Here is an 18,068-nt window from a genome sequence, read left to right as displayed (position 1 = left end):
GAGATAAGCGATCGATTTTGCGAATTGCCGGTCCACGCCGATGCCATACGCAAACGGCGCACACCCCCGGTCGCCAGCGAGTAGGCACGCCGTCTGTAACGACTTGATCGACGCCGGTGTTGAGGTGTCCGCAGATCAACGTCAGGGTCGGATCACCTTATGACAAGACCTGATTCTTATGCTTACAGGCTTGGTGGCTTATTGATCCAGACGATAATACTTTGCGAATAGCAGCGCGCTTACTTTACCGATGTCAGGCTGCCAAGCGGAACCATGTTGTGATACCAGCATGTACCCTCGCCCTAAAGCGGGCCTCGCTTCGAAGCGTGACTTTCGATACTTGGATTGCGATTGATCAAGCTAGAATCTGACCCGGTCAGCATTGCCTCAAGGATGTAACAATGAATCGTCTGACCGCAGCCTTTGCCTTCCTGGCGCTACTTACAGCAACTCCACTTGTACAAGCAGATTCTCCTTCCTACAAAGGAGTCAATCGCGCCATGTCCGGCAGTCCTGCATGTACTGCGTTCGATTGGGAAGGTGGAGGTCCTGGAGACGGGGGCATCATCTTGCCCGCTCGTATCAACGGTAAAGCGGTAAAGATGCAGTTGGACACTGGCGCGGAGACTACAGAAACCTACGGCAAGCTCGCCATCGAAGAAAAATGGGCAAAACCGGGTCAAAGGTTCTATTTCCCATCCAGTTTGAGCATAGCTAACATCACACTTTCGAAGCCGCGTGTTTTAGCTAACCCGGAAATGAGTGCTGACTCAGTCGTCGGAACACTCGGCTTGGATGAGCTTATCGGTCACGTTGTGGTGATCGACTACCCGGCTTCGAAGCTATGCATCTTCACGGCCGAAAGTGCTCCATCAATACTTGATAACGTCCCTGGAGTGCACGGCTCGATCAGCCAAGGAAGGTTTCTTCTTCCCGCAAGCTCCGCAACGTTCTCCTCGCAAAGAATGCTATTTGACACCGGTACAAGTCGAATGGAGATGGTTGTGGATGCATCTGACTGGCTATTGCTAACTGGTTTGAGTACCAGATCACATGCTCCTTACAAGCTGCGAATTCCCTCCTGGGGGAAGACGATCACGCTGGATGGCGCTGAAACAAAGTCGCCGCTTGTGATCGGCAAGATGAAATTTCCAAGGGCTGGCGTGTTTACCATGGACGGAAAAGAGAGGGGCCTTCTAGATCCGACTTATGATGGGGTAATTGGAAACAAGCTCTTCATCCACGGGATTGTTGTATTAGATCTTTCTTCGCAAGCCTGGTTCGGATTCGTGGCAAAGTAAGCAGGTCGAGGCTGTTAAACCTAGATAACAAGGGGAATTACCTCGTTAACGAGGAAATCAATTCGGGTTGAAAGATGCGAGGCGTTTTCTTCCGTAGGATCAACAGGCACTGGGTATACATCTCCAAGATCTTCTTTTGAGAGTACAGCAGCCACCCATTCTCGCATCACGTCGCAGTAAGCCTGCAACGCATCGCCAGGGGTCACCGCATCATCCGTAACGAGATATGCAGATGGAACATCGCCAACAACCACCCACAGCCACTCGTCAATAGTCTTCCCATCTGAAGTTAAGCGGTCTATTCGGAATAGAAAAACCTCGACCACGCTCCCCACACCAAAACAGAAGTACGTTTCGAGAATGCTTTTGCACCACTTGAACGACCTCAAGTAAGCAAGCGCCTCATCGGCAGCTCGCTTGAACAGTTCAGTTTCCTCCGTATCCTCGCCGATCATTTGCGACAGGGGGCGAGCATTTGCTTTGGACAAATCCATCGTTAAGAACCTTGTTGTGGCAGCGGAGCAGGCCCTGATTCCGGCGGCTTGAGGGGTTGGTTGGAGCGCCTGCCCCAGCGTTGAAAATCGCCGTTGTTCTGGTGCGCTTTTGTATGCTCGGCGCGAGTTTCAGATTCGATATTGCTCACGTCGTTCGTATCGCCATCAGCCAATGCCTTGATGTGCGACACATCCTGATTACGGCACCCAACCCCAAAAATCAGAAATCCCCTACAGACACATTTATTGCGCTTCGATACTCTCGGGTGGTCACCCACGCTGTCGCTTGTTGGGCTACGTGGGTGACCATTGCAGCTATGCAGTGAAAGCGCGGATCGCATGGGATTGCGCCCCATACGACCCGCTGACCAAAACCAACTGACAAGGAGTTGATCGTGGCTACCACGGATCATACGGCACGCGCACGCCTGCCAAAACCCTTCGGGCCGCTTGGCCCTCCGCCTCGACGAGGCTGCAAGGATCCGGAACGTGCGGAACGCCAAGCGCGCCTCACGAAGATCGCTGAAATGGCTTTGGCAATTCACGTTATCCAAAAATTGTTGAGCAACAGCGAAGCCTTCCACCGAGCGAAAACGATGGGCGCCCCGGCCGGGGCGTATCAATGGCCGTTGAACTCGACCCAAGTGGAAGGGCTGCATGCCGCACTGCATGTACTTCGCCAGCAGAACGATGAGCTGCTGAAGGCCGAAGGCATCGGCTAGATCGTTCGCGCGCGTATGATCCTTGCCCGCGACACACCACGTGGAGGCTGGTGTGTCGCACCTGGGACCATGCGAACAGTCGCTGCCCCGTCGTTGACGCATTGACACGCCGCGAATGCATGCGCGAATGACTTCGCCTTCCCGGTGGCGAGTCAAACACGTGTCTGTGATTGATGCAGGCACAGTCATGCAGCACATTGCCCCCACCTCCGCCGTGCCCGATCACGGGGCAATTGAAAAACATCGTGCAAAGTATTTTTCATCGGCTTGACACATCGGCCGGCCATCTTTGCGCTGCATGCCCCAGGGCATCGGCCAAGCACGTCTTTTCGCTGAAGGGTTTTGTGTGAAGAAGCCCATTGACGAGCCCTGCGCTTTCTTTTCAAGCCGTCTTTGCGAACCTGCACCGTATCAACCTGAAGATTTTGAAGAAGCATCATGAGCATCCGCAACGCCACCATCGCCATGCGCAATCGAAAAAGCGAACTCATGGAACAAGAGCGCACAGCTTCCAGGGATTACGATCTGCAGCGCCGCGGCGGCGTTTCCAATAAAAGCAAGAAGAAAGCAGCGCCACACCCGAAGAACGTCGGGAAAGCAAACGCCCAGCACAACGCCCAACACGGCTAAGCGACCGCACAGGCACTCGCATCACGGCTCGTCCATCCGGCACGTTGCCGCCCCGTCCTGCTTCATCGAGGTGATCTGCATGGCATCGTCGATGTGGCCTGCGCAACAAAGGTCTGTTCACGCCTATCCAGCGCAGGATGCGCCTGTCCATAGACAACTCCCTAGCACACCCCACAAACTCCATCCGCCGCCTTCGCTATGAATCTGGCCGATAAAGAAGCACGATGCTAATCGCCGCCACGGTAGGCAAAGCAAACCGAGGCCTCTCCGCACAGCAGGTTCACGCGCGCACCCTCCGATCACTGCATATTCACGGCATCTTCGCGTCTCTGCCGTTTTGATTCACGTGGTACCGGATTCGTCCATGAGGGGAGGAAGCCGTCATGCCCAGCCTGATCTTGCGCCTGGTCGGGTATCAGGATGATGCAGACACATTGATGACCGCATTGCGCGACGTGGAAGGTGTCGAGCACCTGCAGCAAATGGCGGATCTACCGCAACTCGAAGAAGAGAGTGATGCACCCGCCGAAGCGGTGTCCCATCTGCACTCCATCCAGTTGGATGTACCGGACGATGCTTCAGCGACCCAGCGCGTGGAAAGCATCGCCAGCGATGAAGCGCGCAAGCTCGGCATCAGCCTGGAATGGATTGAGCTCGAACCCTAGCGCCTGTTCGCCCACCCACTCTCTCCGCAACGCCTTCGCGTGACGTGCGCGACTAACGCCAGAGATCCAGCAGAATGCCCCCGCTGCCCTCCACCGGATCCGACTCCGGCAGCGGCACATGCTTGATGCGTTCGAGCGCTGCCGCGTCCGCAGCAGTCTTGCACATATCCCACTCCTGGTCCGGTGGATACGCACCTATCGCGAGAAACTTTCTGTCGGTTCTCATGCTGCAATGTCCCACGCCGGCGGGAAACACCAGGACATCGCCTTCCGTCACGTCCACTTCCTTACCGTGCGGGCCACCAAGCATCAGCCGCGCGGAGCCACCGACAAAGCCCAGCGTTTCATGCGCCGTGGTGTGATAGTGGTGATAACCGTAGACGCCATCGCGCCACCGCGGTTGCCAGTTGTGGCTGCGAAACAGATCCTCCAGGTCCCTGGCGCCGATGCGTTGCAAACCGGCAAGCACGTTCCTGTAGAGCACGACCGGAAAGCGTGGATTGTTCGGTATCCACCCATTCGGTTCGAACAGGAAACTTTCGATCTGCATGATTCAACCCGACGAGGGATAAGGCTTTTTATCCGGCACATTCTGCGGTTCATGCGGCGAATTCGCATCCGGCTTTTTTTGATGCTTTTTGGCAGTCTCCGGACGCGGCTCGGAATAGCCGGAGTTGTAAGGCGGACGAGTGATATCGCGTTCTTCCACGGTTCGACCCTCCTGCACGGAAGCTTGCCCCCCACTTTGCTCCGCGCCGGCGTGGCCTGGCGTGAACATTTGCGGGGTTTTCGCTCATGCCTCGCTCATGCTGATGACTGGCAGCCAACACCGCGACCGTCTGTCCGCGACACGCGCGTTACGTACCACGTTCGTTCAAGAAATATCGCCGATCGATCCCAGCGTCCGGGCTGTACCGGTAATTGTTTACATGGTTTCGATTCGCGCATCACGGGCAGGGTGGGAGCATCGCCTCGTCATCATCGAGGTGATCCGCATGACATCGCACGACCGCAAAGACTCACCGCATCCCGCCGATAGAGGGCGCACGCAGCGGGAAAGCCAGGAGCTGCGCGAACGCCGCAAACAACACGAGAGCGACAACCACGATCACGGCCTGGAAGAAACGTTTCCGGCCAGCGATCCGGTCTCCATCTTTGTTCCTTCCAAGGGATTGGAATAGCGGCAGCAACCAGGCTCAGGGCTTATCAAGCGGATCGCCCGGAGGGTGGCAGCGACACGCGCCGATTATCCGCCGCGATGCGCCGGCCCAAGCGCGAAAACTGCCGCTCGATCCGGCTGCTCACTTGCCACCCGTGACATCGAGGAAGGTGCCGGTGATGAAAGAAGCCTCGGCGCTTGCCAGCCATAGGATCGCCCGCGCAACCTCTTCCGGCTGACCGCCCCGGCCCAAGGGAATCGAATCCTTGACGCGATCCACCCGTCCCGGCTCTCCACCGCTGGCATGCATGTCCGTGTAGATGTGCCCGGCGCGAATGCAGTTGACGCGTATCCCCTCCCGCGCGACTTCTTTGGCAAAGCCGGTAGTGAATGTTTCGACGGCGCCCTTTGATGCGGCGTAGTCGACATATTCATTCGGACTGCCGAGACGGGCGGCGGCTGAAGAGATGTTGATGACGACACCGCCACGCCCGTTGTGACGATATGACATCCGCTTCGCCGCTTGCTGTGCGCAGAGGATAGGGCCGATCGCATTGACCGCGAAAATGCGCCGGATTCGCTCAAACCCAAGATCCTCCAGCCGGGACTGCTGCGCAATGATCGCCGCGTTGTTCACCAACACATCGATCCGGCCGAACGTTCGGTCGATCGCGGCGAATAGCTCTGCGACCTGTTCTGGATCCGCGCTATCTGCGCGCACAGGCAACGCCCGGCGCCCAGCAGCTTCGACATCCGCTGCCACCGCAAGCGCAGCCGATTCGTTGGAAACAAAGCTTATCGCCACGTCGTAACCTTGTGCCGCGGCAAGGCGTGCTGTCGCCGCACCGATGCCCCGGCCTCCCCCTGTTATCAGAATGAGCGGCGCTTGAGGAGCGGTATCCATTTAGCGAACCTCCATGAGGTAGTGAAACAGCGAATGCACTTGATCATCCACGGTCGGAAGAAAGATCGTCGATGAGTGTCATCGCGCAATGATATAGGAGCGAGACATTTTAAAAGATGCGGATGAGCACGCCGAGCCGGCTTCCCGCAACCCGATCAGATCACGCATGGCGCCCTCTTCCCGTCTCCGCAACCGGCTTGATAGATCGTGGGCCTAGAAAGGCGCATGCAGCAACGAGCGCGTCAGATAATCGCCCAACGTCAACACCACCATCAGTAGCGGCCAGGCGAAGCTCAGCAAAGCAATCATTCTTAGCACCGGCGTTCCGTACTTCAGGCGCATGAACAGCGTGAGCACCAGCGTTGCCTGCGCAACAGCAAGCATCGCCGTGACGACCAGGCCCCACCATCCCAACGGCAAGCGCGACAGCCCCGCAGATGCCGCAAGCAACATCAACAAGGCCACCCACGTCAGCAGGTGACTGCGCAACGAGGGGATGTCCTGATTCATCATCCCGCACTCCCCACCAGATAAAGCGCCGTGTAGGCAAAGATCCACACGACATCGACCAGGCCCCAATACAAACCGGTTATTTCTATGGGGGTGTAGTACGTCGGCGAAAACGAGCCTCGCCAGGTTCGCACCGCCATGATCAGCAGCAGCACCACGCCGATGAGCACATGCAGGCTGTGAAAACCGGTGATGACATAGTAGAGCGCAAAAAACAGCTCCATTTGTGCCGCATCCGGTCCATGCTGAAGATAGCGGATGCCGGGGATCAGCCCTTCCGTGTATTCGTCGTGATATTCCGAACCGTGCAGCGCCAGAAACACCAACCCCAACGCGGCCGTTGCAGCAAGCAGGACGGCGCTGAGGCGTGCGTGTCCCAATTGAATTTCGCGGGAAGCCAGCGCAACCAGGCAACTACTTGTCAGCAGAACAGCCGTTTCCGCCGTGCCCATCGCAAAATCGATATGCGCGCTTCCTTCGACGAAAGGCAACGGAAAACTCCAGCGGCAGACCACGTACGCGGCGAACAGCACGCCGAAAAACAACACCTCCGTCGCAATGAAGGCCCACATGCCCAGCACCGCAGCCTCCTTCTGCTGAGGTGCATCGTCGAACTGCAGCTGCACCGCCTGTCGTTGCACGGAGGCATTCATCAGTCGCGGTACTCGTAAGGCCCTTCGGTCACCACCGGTGTCACCAGGAAATTGTGTTCCGGTGGCGGTGAAGAGGTGGTCCACTCCAGCCCGGTCGCACGCCAGGGATTCGGCCCGGCCACTTCGCCGCTATAAAGCGAACGGGCGAAATAGAACAAAGGCATGAGGTAAGACACGGCAAGAATCGCCGCGCCCACCGACGAGAGAATGTTCAAATCCTGAAACCGCGGCAGATATTGATGATAACGCCGCGGCATGCCCAGATAGCCCAATATGTATTGCGGGAAGAAGGTCAGATTGAAGCCGACGAACATCAGGATGGCGGCGGCTTTCGCCATGCGCTCCGAATAAAGACGTCCGGTGATTTTCGGCCACCAGAAATGGATGCCGCCCAGGTAGGCCATGACCGATCCACCCACCATGATGTAATGGAAATGCGCCACCACGAAATAGGTATCGGTGAGATTGACATCCAACGCCACCGCGGCGAGAAACAGCCCGGTCAAGCCGCCCAGGGTGAACAGGCCGATGAAGCCCAGTGCATAAATCATCGGCGCATGAAAATCGATCGTGCCCTTATGCAAGGTAGCAAGCCAGTTGAACACCTTGATCGCCGAAGGCACCGCCACCACGAAACTGAGGATGGAAAACACAATGCCTGCATACATCGATTGCCCGGCCACGAACATGTGGTGGCCCCACACCAGAAAGCCGATAAAGGTGATGGCGAACATCGACCATGCCATGAACTGGTAGCCGAAGATCTTCCTGCGCACACCGCAACAGATCAGTTCGCTGACCACACCCATCGCCGGCAGGATCATGATGTATACCGCGGGATGCGAATAAAACCAGAAAAAATGCTGGAAGAGAATCGGATCGCCGCCCAGCGCCGGATCGAAAATACCGACACCCGCCACACGCTCCAGCCCGATCAGCGACAAGGTCATCGCCAGCACCGGCGTCGCCAGCATCATCACGATGCTGGTGGCATACATCGCCCACACAAACAGCGGCAGCCGATACCACTCCATGCCGGGAGCGCGCATGGTGTGGACGGTCACGATCATGTTGAGCCCGGTAAGGATGGAAGAAAACCCCACGACAAACACGCCTATTACCACCAGGATTACGTTGGAATTGGAAAACATCGTCGAGAACGGCGTATAGAACGTCCAGCCGGTATCCACGCCGCCAAGCAGCAGCGCTGCCACGGTGAACAGGCCGCCCGCCATATACAGATACCAGCTGAAAAGATTCAGGCGCGGAAACGCCACATCGCGCGCGCCGATCATCAGCGGTACCAGAAAATTCCCCAGCGTGGAGGGAATCGACGGAATCAGGAAAAACCACACCATCACCACGCCATGAAAGGTGAAGGTCTTGTTGTACGTTTCGGCGGACATCAGCCTGCCGTCCGGAAAGATCAGTTCCAGCCGGATCATCGTGGCGCCTACCGCACCAAGAAAAAAGAAAAACGTGATGGCGATGGCATAAAGCAAACCGATGCGCTTGTGGTCATGCGTAAACAGCCATGACCTGAGTGTGCGGCCACCCTCGACCAGGTAGCCGGTGTCCATCGCGTCGGCCGTCGCATTAATGCTGTTCATGGGCACCTCCCGTTGGCGAAGCCTCGGACTGCGGGGGCAACGACTTGATGTAGGCGATCAGGGAGAGGATGTCTTCCTCATCGATGCGCGACTGATACACGGGCATGATCGGCGCGTAGCCCTGTACGACCTGGATCGCCGGCAGCACGATGGAATCATGCAGATAGCGATCGTTGGCGGTAACGGTGGAACCATCGGAAAGCGTGACCTGCCGCCCGTACAGACCATGCAGGTCCGGCGCGTGGATACCCGAATGCGGATCGTGGCAACCGCTGCATCCAAATTGCACGAACAGATGCCGCCCCTGTTCCGCCGGCGGTATGGCCGTGCTCGCGTTCAACCACTTCTGATAGGCGGCGGGTGTCACTACCTCCACCGTGCCGATCATGGCCGCATGGTTGGTGCCGCAATACTCCGAACACAGCAACGGATAATCACCCAGGCGCGTGGCGGTAAACCACAGCGCGGTATAGCGTCCCGGCACCACATCCTGCTTCACCCGGAAGGCCGGCACGTAAAAGCTGTGGATGACATCCTGCGAGGTCATGATCAGGCGCACCGGCTTCCCCAATGGCACGTGCAGGTTGTCGATCTCCCTGCGTCCATTCGTGTGCTGCACTTTCCACATCCACTGTTTCGCTATGACATAGATCGGCACCGCATCTGCTGGTGGCGTACGCAGCATCGTCCATAGATTGATGCTCCAGCCAAATATGCCGCAAAAGAGCAGAAACGGAATGATCGTCCAGGACAACTCCACCGCAAGGTTCTGGCTCTGCCGCCCTTCGCGATTGGCGGGACTTCCGCGCCGATACTTCACACAGAACCAGATCATCACCACGAAAACGCCCACTGCTACGGCGCCGCATAACGCGAGCATTGCGTCGAACATGCGGTCGATCGGCACGGCGAAGTTCGACGCTTCCGGATGCAGCGGTGTCATGGCGCCGCCCCCGGCCGCCGCCGCTTCAGCAACACGAACAGCAACAGCAAGATGGCGACGAAACCGAAGCCAAGTCCCTGCATGATGCGATTGATCGTCACCGTGTAGCGCCCCGTTGCCGGATCGTAGCCACAGCACAACAGCACCAGCTGATCGACGATGTTGCCCAGGCTGTGGTGAGAAGCCGCGACCACCGCAAGCTGCAAGGTCTTGGGCACATAGTTCACGCCCATCAGATACTGATTCACTTTGCCGTCCGCCGTGGTGATCACCAGCCCGGCCGGGTGCGCAAACTGATCGAGCTTCGGATCGTAGACATAGCGATAGCCGATCGCCTGCGCGAGCGCATGGATGGAAGCAGGACTGCCGACCAGGAAATGCCACGCCGCCACGTCGGCACCCTTCTGCATGTGCGCCACCATGCGCTGCTTGTCAGCAGCACCGGCAGGCGTGTCGCGCGCATCGATGCTGACGAATATCACGCTCATGTCTTTGCCGGGTCGCAGGCCCGACAAGGCAACCGCATGCGCCAGACCTTGTTCCGCCACATCACACAGGTTCGGGCAACGAAAATAGCCGAGCATCAATAACGTGGGCCGCTGGTCCATCCAATGCCCCAGGCTGGCCACTTCGCCACTGGCATCGATGAACTTCGCAGCCAACGGCAGCGGAGCGGCAAGCTTCTGATCGAATCCCACCTGGGAAGTGAGGTTGCGTGGCGGTGGCGGCGCAGTGGCAGCGCTTGCACACGCCGTGCAGACGAGAAACAAAAGCAGCACGCGCTGCAGCACGCTCATGGCGATCCACTCCTCTCTCGATGGTCGGATGGGCCTGCGCCACCCTTCGATACCAGCAACGCCATCGCACGTTCGATAGGAATGTGCGCCACACGATGGCCAGCATCCACCCATCCGTACGATTCCAAGCGTTGCGTCTGCAGGCGGTACTGCCTGATGCGGTCGGGAGGGGCGATGACCTGCAACTGCGGCGGAGGCGGAATGCGTTGCGGCGTCGCACTGAGCGTAGGCGCCTGCACATGCATCCATAGCCAGTACATCAGGCTCAAAATCAACACCAGTGCCAGCACGAAGATCACACCCAGCTTGTGCAGCACCGGTGCATCGATGCGATCAGGCTCGTGTCCGGTGGTCATCGCATCCCCTCCGTCTGGTGCAGCAACCCGCGGTAACGCACCGCGCAGAATCCAAGCAGGCCGATGCAGATCAATGGATCGGTCCATCTCAGGCTCACGCCTCGAACCACCGCACTGGGCAATACCAGCCAGATCAGGTCGATCCATTGCGCGAACAGGCTGATCACGGCGATCACGCAGAGTGCGCGCCGCGATGTCTTCACCCTGCCCATCAACAGCGAGAAAAACGGGATGCCAAGTCCAAGAAACGCGACACCCACGCCCCACCATCGCCAACCGGTGAGAAGACGCGGCGCATACCAGGCGGTTTCCGCCGGCAAATCGGCGATCCAGGCGGTCAGGTAATCGATAAAACTGACATACCCCCAGCCCAGCACCAGCACCAACATGAGGCTGCCGAAATCACGCAGGCTACGTGCCGGCACCGTCTTCGCCGAAGCATCGCCTGCCAGATACATGAGCACCGCCAGCGCGAGTGCAAGCAAAAGCTGACTGGTAAACAGCAGCAATGCGATATCCGTCGAATGCCAGCGCGGCACCAACGACATCACCCAATCAATCGCCGCGACAGATACGGTAAGCAGCATGACTACCAGACCGCCCGCCGCAAAACGCTGACTGACCGGCTGCGCGTTGTCATTCATACCTCGCACAAGACGGTAGGCATACCAGGCCCAGATGGCGAACACGACCACGGTACGAATGACCAGACCCGGTGCATTGAGATACCAGCGCTGCTGTGGCAGATACGGATCATCGATCGATGCGCCGGAATGCAGCCAGGGAAACAGTAGGTGCATGCCCACAAGCAGCGGCAGCACGGCGATGGCGGCATAAGGAAACAAGCGCGTCGCCACGCTCAGGGCAGGACCGAGACGCCATCCCCAGTCACCCCCCGTTAGCGTGTGAATCAGCAGCAGGGTCATGCTGCCGACCACCACGCCAAGCAGAAAAAGCCAGCTGGCGAGATACACCAACAAGGCATGATGCAGATGACCGATGGCGAAGCAAAAACCTGCCAGCAACAGCGCGATTGCCACGGCTGAACCCAGCAACGGAGAGCCCCGGCGACGCATCATGGCGTTTTTGCTCCCGCCACGCCGAGCGCCTTCAGATCTTGCGGCGTCAGCTGATCCACAGGCGCGCGCTGGCTGAGTTGAAGCGCACGAAGGTAGGCCACGATCGCCCAGCTGTCGTGCTCATTGACGCGATCCGCAAACGGATACATCACCCCATACCCTTCTCGGATGGATCGCTCCAGATCCGCATCCGAGGCGTGCAGCAAGCGCGCGCGGGTGTAAGGCAAGGGCTTGGGAAATCCACGCTGCACGACCATGCCATTGCCTGCGCCGGCCAGCCCGTGGCACGCCGCACAATAAATGTCGTACCGATTGCGCCCACGCTGCAGCAGCGCCAGGGTCATCGGATAGGGATTGCCGCCCGAGGGGGTAGCCGTCAGGGGCGCGGCAGTGCGCCCGAGCCGCCCGCTGGATGGCCCGGCAAGTTCGCCTTGCGCAGCGGGAATACTGCCCTCCGGCGGTGGCCGCGACGCGCTGTCATTGGAGAACAAAGGACTCGGGTCACCCGGTTTGTATTTCGGCTGCACATACATGTCGTGCATGGCGCGCTCGCAACTGCTGAGCAGGCAAACGATGCAAAGCCATACGAAGCAGGCGCGTATGCGGCGCCCGATGCCCTTCGGACACCGCAGACACCTGCTCTGCAGGCAGCGATCGACGTTCATAGCGGCACCACATCCACCTGCATCGCATGCAGGCTCTGCAGCAAGATCAGCAGCGGATCCTTGTCGCGCCCCATCGCTTCCGAACGCACGACCAGCACGAACTCATCCTGGCTGGCCCGCTCGAAACGATCGACATGGAACACGGGGTGATAGAACGTCGGCAAGCGGTTGCCGATCAACATGGCCAGCACACCCCCCAATGCGGCGAACAGAAACGTCATTTCCAGTGCCGCCGGAATAAAAGCCGGCCAGCTTGCAAAAGGACGCCCGCCCACGCGGATGGGGTAGTGAATGACCGCCGAGATGTACTGCATCACCAACATGCCGACGCCGCCGAACGCACCGCCTGCGAATGTCGCCAACGGCACGGCGCTGCTACCGATCTGCAAGGCCTCGTCCAGGCCCTCGATCGGGAACGGCGTATAGGCTTCAAGATCTTTATAGCCGCCCTTGCGCAGCGCCCGCACGGCACCGACCAGGGTATCCGGCGATTCGAAAAACGCCATGTAGCCGTAACGCTTCGCTTCATGCGCCATCAGCCGGACTCCTGCAGCTTGTGCACCAGCTTGCGCATTTCGAATGTCGCGACCACCGGCAGCCATCGCACGAACAGCGTGAACATCAACAGGAACAAGCCGACGGAACCGAACAGGAAAATCAAATCCCATACGGTGGGATAGAACATGCCCCAGCTTGATGGCAGGTAGGGACGGAAAAGACTGTTGATGATCAGCATGAAACGTTCGAACCACATGCCGATCAGCACCAGCAAGCCGATCACGAACAACGCGATGGGGCGACGCCGGATACGCGGCGACCATAGCAACTGGTTCACGACGACATTGCAGAAAATAACCGTCCAGAACACCCAGGCGTACGAGCCCACCAGCCTGTCCTTAGCCTCGGCGATCTCGTAAGGATCGCCGCTGTAGAACGCCATGAAGAATTCAACGGCGTAGTTGTAGCCCACGAACAACCCTGCGGCGAGCATCATCTTCGCCAGGTTATCCAGGTGCTTCAGCGTGATGATGTCTTTCAAGCCGAGCCAGTGGCGCAGCGGAATGCCAAGTACCAGCGCCATGCCGAAACCCGAGAAGAACGCACCGGCCACAAAGAACGGCGGAAACAGGGTCGAATGCCAGCCCGGCAACGTGCCCTCCGAGAAATCCAGCGCCACCATGCTGTGCACGGAAAACACCAGCGGCACGGCCAATCCCGCCAGCAGCACGTTCAGGGTTTCGAATCGCTTCCAATGCCGCGCTTCACCCCGCCACCCGAGCGCAAGCAGCCCGTAGAACAGCCGCTTGCCGCGCGTGCGCGCCTGGTCGCGCAGGCTGCCCAGATCCGGCAGCAGCCCTACATACCAGAACATGACCGACACCAGCAGATACGCAATGATGGCGAGAAAATCCCACACCAGTGAACTGCGCCATTGCGGCCACAACCCCATGCGATTGGGATAGAACGACACCCAGTAGAAAAACCACGGCCGCCCGAGATGGAAAATCGGGAACAGGCCGGACACCGACACCGCGAATACCGTCATTGCTTCGGCGTAGCGGTTGAGCGAGGAACGCCAATCCTGCCGCGTCAGGTACAACGCGCCGGAAATGAAGGTGCCGGCCATGCCGATCGCGATCCACCATACATAATTGATCAGTGCGAAACCCCAGGCCACCGGAATATCGATACCCCAGATGCCGACGCCGCGCGCCAGCAATTCGCCGACACCCACCACAAACAACAAGGTAAGCAGCAGCGAACACGCAAAAGCCACCATCCACAGCGCACCGTTGGGCTGCAGCGCCAGTTCACCGATTTTTTCCGACAGCGAGGCGTAGGTGTGGGCCCGGGTCATCACCCGTTCGTCCGCATTCGACGCATGCTCTGTCATGTGTCGTCCTCCAGACCGGGATGCGGGTTACGCACATGCGCGAGATAGCTGGTGCGCGGACGCGTATTGAGCTCTTCCAGCAGCTGGTAGTTGCGCGGTGACGCTTTCGCGCGGCTCACCGCACTGTTCGTATCGCTGATATCGCCGAACGTGATCGCCTGCGTAGGGCACGCTGCCTGGCATGCGGTAACGATCTCGCCATCCTTGATGCGCCGCTGTTCGCGGTCCGCAGCGATATGCGCCGTCTCGATGCGCTGGATGCAATAGGTGCATTTCTCCATCACCCCTCGATTGCGCACCGTCACATCCGGATTGCGCTGCGCCTTGAGCGTCTCGGTAGTGAGGTCGCTGAATTGCAGGAAGTTGAAGCGCCGCACTTTGTAAGGGCAATTGTTCGAACACCAGCGCGTGCCGATGCAGCGGTTATAGACCTGTAGATTCAGCCCCTCTTCGTCGTGCACGGTGGCACCGACCGGGCATACCAGCTCGCAAGGCGCATGCTCGCATTGCATGCATGGAACCGGTTGATGATAGGTGACCGGGTTTTCCGCCGAACCGGTGTAGTAGCGATCCACGCGTATCCAATGCATTTCGCGCTCGCGCAATACCTGGTCGACACCCACCACCGGAATGTTGTTCTCGGCCTGGCAGGCGATGGTGCAGCCTTTGCAGCCGATGCATGCATTGAGATCGACTGTCATGCCCCACGCGTATTCGCCGGGCGTAGCCGCCGGATAAAGCGTGACGGGGGTCTTGTCGCCTTCATCCGCCGCGTGCGGATCGCCGGCGAGTTCGGCCAGCGTGACGCTGCGCACCAGGTCGCGCCCTTCCATCTCGAAATGTTCCTGCGTGCTGGCCAGCTTTACCGAACGTCCTGTCTTCTGCAGGCTGAGCCCTTCGGCAAACCATGGCCGCTCTGACGTGCGCAGGAGATACGCGTTGAACCCCAGATCGTCACCGACGCGACCGGCGTGCTGTCTTCCGTAACCGAGATGCGCGGTCACGGTATGCGGCGCTTGCCCTGGCGTGATCCACACCGGCGCTTCTACCTGCCCGCCCGCATAGCGCAACACCACCACATCACCGTTGGAAAGATCATATTCGCGCGCGAGCTGCGGACTGACCAAGGCCGCATTGCTCCAGGTGAGTTGCGAATGCGGTTTGGAAAGCTCCTGCAGCCAGCCGTTATTCGCATAGCGCCCATCCCATACCGTGGGATCGGGTCGGAACACCAGCTCCAAGGCAGTCGCCGATGGCGGCGCCGGCGACCAGCCACTCAGCGTATCGGGACGGGCCGTGACTTCGGCAGTATTCGCGTGGATGCCCGGAATCAAACCGGCACGCACGCTGTCAGGCCACGATGGGGATGGATGCTGTGAGCGCCAGAATGCCTGCACGATTGCCAGGCCCTCCTGTACCTCGTCTCCCATCAACAGCGCGAGGAACGCGTGCACCGAGCGGCCTTGATACAGCGGCTCGATAAGTGGCTGCACGATGCTTGCAACCCCTGCATGTGTCTGCGCATCCGACCAGCTCTCCAACACGTGGCTCGCCGGCACATGCCATTCGGCCAGATGCGCGGTTTCGTCGACATACAATCCCCAATGCACAAGCTTTGGAACCTGCTGCAGCAGAGCGGGAATATCGAGATCCGCAGGAGCGAAATACGCGGCATTGCAGTCGAGCACGATCAGTTGCTTCACCTGCCCTGCGCGTATTGCTGCAGCCAATTCGCCGAGCGAATGCCGCCTGCCCGGATCGTCCGGAAGTTCGAGGTAATCGACGGTATGGCCGACGTTACCCAATCTTTCGTTGAGCAGATGCACGCATGCGTGCACTTCCGGCGGTTGTGATTCACCCGCCAGGATCAGGCTGCGTCCGCGATGGGCGAGCAAGTCGGAGCACAACGCCTGCAGCCGCTTCGATGAGATACCGCTGGAAGCGACGGGGGACGTTCCGGTATCGATGTCGAGCGCATGCGCCAATTCCAGTGCAAACAGCGCGATGGCCGACGCTGGCAACACCCAACGATGATCGGCCATCGTGCCGGTCAGCGACGGTGTCGCTTCCACGACATACAGGCGATTCATTCCATCCGCTGAAGGTTCCGGCTTGCGACGCTCCGCAAACGCGTGGGCGTAGGCGACGCGCCCAGGCATGAGATCGAGAAACTCCGCCTCCAGCGAAAGGATGACATCGGCCTGATCGAAGTGATAACGCGATGCCACCGCCTTGCCGAAAGCCAATGCGGCGCCCTGCTCCGCATGCTCCGGCGCGACCGGTGCATATTCGTACCAGCGCGACCCGGGGAACCGCGCCAGCCATCGGTCACGCTGCGCGCGCAGCGTCGGTGAAACGATACGGTCACTCAACACGTGCAAGCCACTGGCATCGTGCGCGAACGAAGCAGGCCATGCGGTAACGTCGGCGGCAAAAGCCTCCCAGCTAGACGCGGCACCGTGATGCAGCGGAATCTGCGAACGATCGGGATCCCATACTTCCAGCACGGCTGCCTGTGGCAGTGGACCCGTCGCACCCAGACTGGCCGGATGATACGGATTGCCCTCGATCTTGGTGGGCCGTCCGAGGTGGCTTTCGACCAGCACGCCCATCACATCGCCCGCATAGGCCAGCGTGGTGGCATAAAACTTGGGAATATCCGGAGTGTTGTCCGTTGGCTCCGTCACCCACGGCACGATCTGTTCGGCAGGCGGCCCGCTGCACGCTGCCAGTCCGCCGAATGCGAGCGATGCGCCAAGCAATTGCAGGAATCGTCGCCGATCCATCAACGCGAACGACGAAAAAGACGGCAACGCCTGCTCGACCTCATGCTTGAAACCCGCATCGCCGGCCAGCTGCTCCAAGGCACGCCAGAAACGCGGCCCTTGGGCATCGCCCAGTCGGCGCCGGGCCAAAGCAGCAGCGCGTTCGAATTTCATCGGTGACATAGCGAACAGTCCGTCATGCGTCCGGTGTCGATGTGATACTCGCGTACCAGTTCGGGCCCTAGGCGCGCCTGATCCGTCGGCTGCCAGGCAAGATTGAACACTTGATCGCGCGGGCGAATGTATTTCTGCGGGTTGCGGTGGCAAGCCAGGCACCAAGACATCGATAGCGAGTTCACGCGACGCGTCAAAGGCATGCGATCCATGCGGCCATGGCATGACACGCAGCCGATGCCTTTGGCGATGTGGATGCTGTGATTGAAATACACAAAATCCGGCAACTGATAGACCCGGTTCCAATGCAGGGCCACGCCGCTCTTCCAACTATCCATCAATGGCTTGAGCATCGGAGCATCGGTAAACAACTGGGAATGGCAGGTCATGCAGGTGGATATCGGAGGCATGCCGGCGAACGCAGAGGTCTCGACACTGGCGTGGCAAAGACGGCAATCCAGTCCATCGTCGCCCACATGATGTTTATGGCTGAACGGTATCGGCTGGTTGACCGGCTCATTCAAACGATGCGGGGCTGTCACCATGCCGCGCCATGCAAGACAGGCACCGGCCACCAACACCAGCACGCCGACAAGCGCCAGCTTTGCGTAAAGCCCAAAACTTGGTGAAAAAATCTGACCCATGGCAACGGATGCGTGCCACCCTCCTCGCCAGCGCGCTTACCTCAAGCGGCGCTTGTTCTGGCTGACCGTATCGCTGGAAAAGTGAATGCACGGTCTCGGTTTT

Annotated in this window: 21 protein-coding genes; 5 read left to right on the top strand and 16 right to left on the bottom strand. The window is 59.1% G+C overall.

The window, feature by feature from the left end:
• The first annotated feature begins 401 nt into the window (after positions 1-401).
• Positions 402-1,301 (top strand): pepsin/retropepsin-like aspartic protease family protein, encoded by a 900-nt coding sequence (locus AC4HNJ_RS13085; protein ID WP_490480026.1) that lies wholly within the window; start codon positions 402-404, stop codon positions 1,299-1,301.
• 20 nt (positions 1,302-1,321) lie between these two features.
• On the opposite strand, the gene AC4HNJ_RS13080 is transcribed toward AC4HNJ_RS13085, so the two are convergent.
• Positions 1,322-1,795: a hypothetical protein gene (locus AC4HNJ_RS13080; protein ID WP_490480025.1), complete on the bottom strand. Its 474-nt coding sequence runs from the start codon at positions 1,793-1,795 to the stop codon at positions 1,322-1,324.
• 395 nt (positions 1,796-2,190) lie between these two features.
• Here AC4HNJ_RS13080 and AC4HNJ_RS13075 point away from each other — a divergent pair, with 395 nt between their 5' ends.
• From AC4HNJ_RS13075 to AC4HNJ_RS13065, 3 genes are all read left to right on the top strand, one after another.
• A complete protein-coding gene (locus AC4HNJ_RS13075; protein ID WP_490480024.1) occupies positions 2,191-2,517 on the top strand; it encodes a hypothetical protein in 327 nt (108 codons plus the stop codon).
• 438 nt (positions 2,518-2,955) lie between these two features.
• Positions 2,956-3,147, top strand: a complete 192-nt coding sequence (locus tag AC4HNJ_RS13070) for a hypothetical protein (protein ID WP_490480023.1) — start codon at positions 2,956-2,958, stop codon at positions 3,145-3,147.
• 383 nt (positions 3,148-3,530) lie between these two features.
• Positions 3,531-3,812, top strand: a complete 282-nt coding sequence (locus AC4HNJ_RS13065; RefSeq protein WP_490480022.1) for a hypothetical protein — start codon at positions 3,531-3,533, stop codon at positions 3,810-3,812.
• 52 nt (positions 3,813-3,864) lie between these two features.
• Here the strand turns inward: AC4HNJ_RS13065 and AC4HNJ_RS13060 are convergent, their stop codons facing one another.
• Positions 3,865-4,362 (bottom strand): cupin domain-containing protein, encoded by a 498-nt coding sequence (locus tag AC4HNJ_RS13060; RefSeq protein ID WP_490480021.1) that lies wholly within the window; start codon positions 4,360-4,362, stop codon positions 3,865-3,867.
• A 3-nt stretch (positions 4,363-4,365) separates the two neighbouring features.
• Complete coding sequence (locus tag AC4HNJ_RS13055; RefSeq protein ID WP_490480020.1) at positions 4,366-4,521, bottom strand: hypothetical protein; 156 nt, start codon at positions 4,519-4,521, stop codon at positions 4,366-4,368.
• Positions 4,522-4,741: 220 nt separating this feature from the next.
• Between AC4HNJ_RS13055 and AC4HNJ_RS13050 the strand changes: the two genes are divergently transcribed.
• A complete protein-coding gene (locus AC4HNJ_RS13050) occupies positions 4,742-4,993 on the top strand; it encodes a hypothetical protein (protein ID WP_490480019.1) in 252 nt (83 codons plus the stop codon).
• A gap of 120 nt (positions 4,994-5,113) precedes the next feature.
• Here the strand turns inward: AC4HNJ_RS13050 and AC4HNJ_RS13045 are convergent, their stop codons facing one another.
• The 13 genes from AC4HNJ_RS13045 to AC4HNJ_RS12985 all read right to left on the bottom strand — a co-directional run bounded on the left by AC4HNJ_RS13045 (position 5,114) and on the right by AC4HNJ_RS12985 (position 17,965).
• The gene (locus AC4HNJ_RS13045; RefSeq protein WP_490480018.1) at positions 5,114-5,875 is read right to left on the bottom strand and encodes an SDR family oxidoreductase; all 762 of its coding nucleotides are present in this window, start codon (positions 5,873-5,875) and stop codon (positions 5,114-5,116) included.
• 213 nt (positions 5,876-6,088) lie between these two features.
• Positions 6,089-6,385: a cytochrome C oxidase subunit IV family protein gene (locus tag AC4HNJ_RS13040; protein ID WP_490480017.1), complete on the bottom strand. Its 297-nt coding sequence runs from the start codon at positions 6,383-6,385 to the stop codon at positions 6,089-6,091.
• On the bottom strand, positions 6,385-7,038 hold the full coding sequence (locus AC4HNJ_RS13035; protein ID WP_490480016.1) for a cytochrome c oxidase subunit 3: 654 nt from the start codon (positions 7,036-7,038) through the stop codon (positions 6,385-6,387). The genes AC4HNJ_RS13040 and AC4HNJ_RS13035 overlap by 1 nt, the downstream gene beginning before the upstream one ends.
• On the bottom strand, positions 7,038-8,648 hold the full coding sequence (ctaD, locus tag AC4HNJ_RS13030; protein WP_490480015.1) for a cytochrome c oxidase subunit I: 1,611 nt from the start codon (positions 8,646-8,648) through the stop codon (positions 7,038-7,040). The genes AC4HNJ_RS13035 and ctaD overlap by 1 nt, the downstream gene beginning before the upstream one ends.
• A complete protein-coding gene (gene coxB / locus AC4HNJ_RS13025; protein ID WP_490480014.1) occupies positions 8,635-9,591 on the bottom strand; it encodes a cytochrome c oxidase subunit II in 957 nt (318 codons plus the stop codon). Before coxB ends, ctaD begins: the two co-directional genes overlap by 14 nt.
• Entirely contained in the window at positions 9,588-10,388 is an 801-nt protein-coding gene (locus tag AC4HNJ_RS13020) for an SCO family protein (RefSeq protein ID WP_490480013.1), read from the bottom strand. Before AC4HNJ_RS13020 ends, coxB begins: the two co-directional genes overlap by 4 nt.
• Positions 10,385-10,744, bottom strand: a complete 360-nt coding sequence (locus tag AC4HNJ_RS13015; RefSeq protein ID WP_490480012.1) for a hypothetical protein — start codon at positions 10,742-10,744, stop codon at positions 10,385-10,387. The genes AC4HNJ_RS13020 and AC4HNJ_RS13015 overlap by 4 nt, the downstream gene beginning before the upstream one ends.
• Complete coding sequence (locus AC4HNJ_RS13010) at positions 10,741-11,823, bottom strand: hypothetical protein (RefSeq protein ID WP_490480011.1); 1,083 nt, start codon at positions 11,821-11,823, stop codon at positions 10,741-10,743. The genes AC4HNJ_RS13015 and AC4HNJ_RS13010 overlap by 4 nt, the downstream gene beginning before the upstream one ends.
• Positions 11,820-12,488: a c-type cytochrome gene (locus tag AC4HNJ_RS13005; protein WP_490480010.1), complete on the bottom strand. Its 669-nt coding sequence runs from the start codon at positions 12,486-12,488 to the stop codon at positions 11,820-11,822. Before AC4HNJ_RS13005 ends, AC4HNJ_RS13010 begins: the two co-directional genes overlap by 4 nt.
• Complete coding sequence (locus AC4HNJ_RS13000) at positions 12,485-13,024, bottom strand: DUF3341 domain-containing protein (RefSeq protein ID WP_490480009.1); 540 nt, start codon at positions 13,022-13,024, stop codon at positions 12,485-12,487. Before AC4HNJ_RS13000 ends, AC4HNJ_RS13005 begins: the two co-directional genes overlap by 4 nt.
• The gene (gene nrfD, locus AC4HNJ_RS12995; RefSeq protein WP_490480008.1) at positions 13,024-14,382 is read right to left on the bottom strand and encodes an NrfD/PsrC family molybdoenzyme membrane anchor subunit; all 1,359 of its coding nucleotides are present in this window, start codon (positions 14,380-14,382) and stop codon (positions 13,024-13,026) included. The genes AC4HNJ_RS13000 and nrfD overlap by 1 nt, the downstream gene beginning before the upstream one ends.
• Positions 14,379-17,330, bottom strand: a complete 2,952-nt coding sequence (locus AC4HNJ_RS12990; protein ID WP_490480007.1) for a Fe-S-cluster-containing hydrogenase — start codon at positions 17,328-17,330, stop codon at positions 14,379-14,381. The genes nrfD and AC4HNJ_RS12990 overlap by 4 nt, the downstream gene beginning before the upstream one ends.
• Positions 17,318-17,965 (bottom strand): cytochrome c3 family protein, encoded by a 648-nt coding sequence (locus AC4HNJ_RS12985; RefSeq protein WP_490480006.1) that lies wholly within the window; start codon positions 17,963-17,965, stop codon positions 17,318-17,320. The genes AC4HNJ_RS12990 and AC4HNJ_RS12985 overlap by 13 nt, the downstream gene beginning before the upstream one ends.
• Positions 17,966-18,068 lie beyond the last annotated feature (103 nt).

Source organism: Dyella sp. SYSU CM1112 (assembly GCF_058216415.1).
Note: the sequence above shows the minus strand (reverse complement) of the source record. Positions and strands in the feature narration are given on the sequence as shown.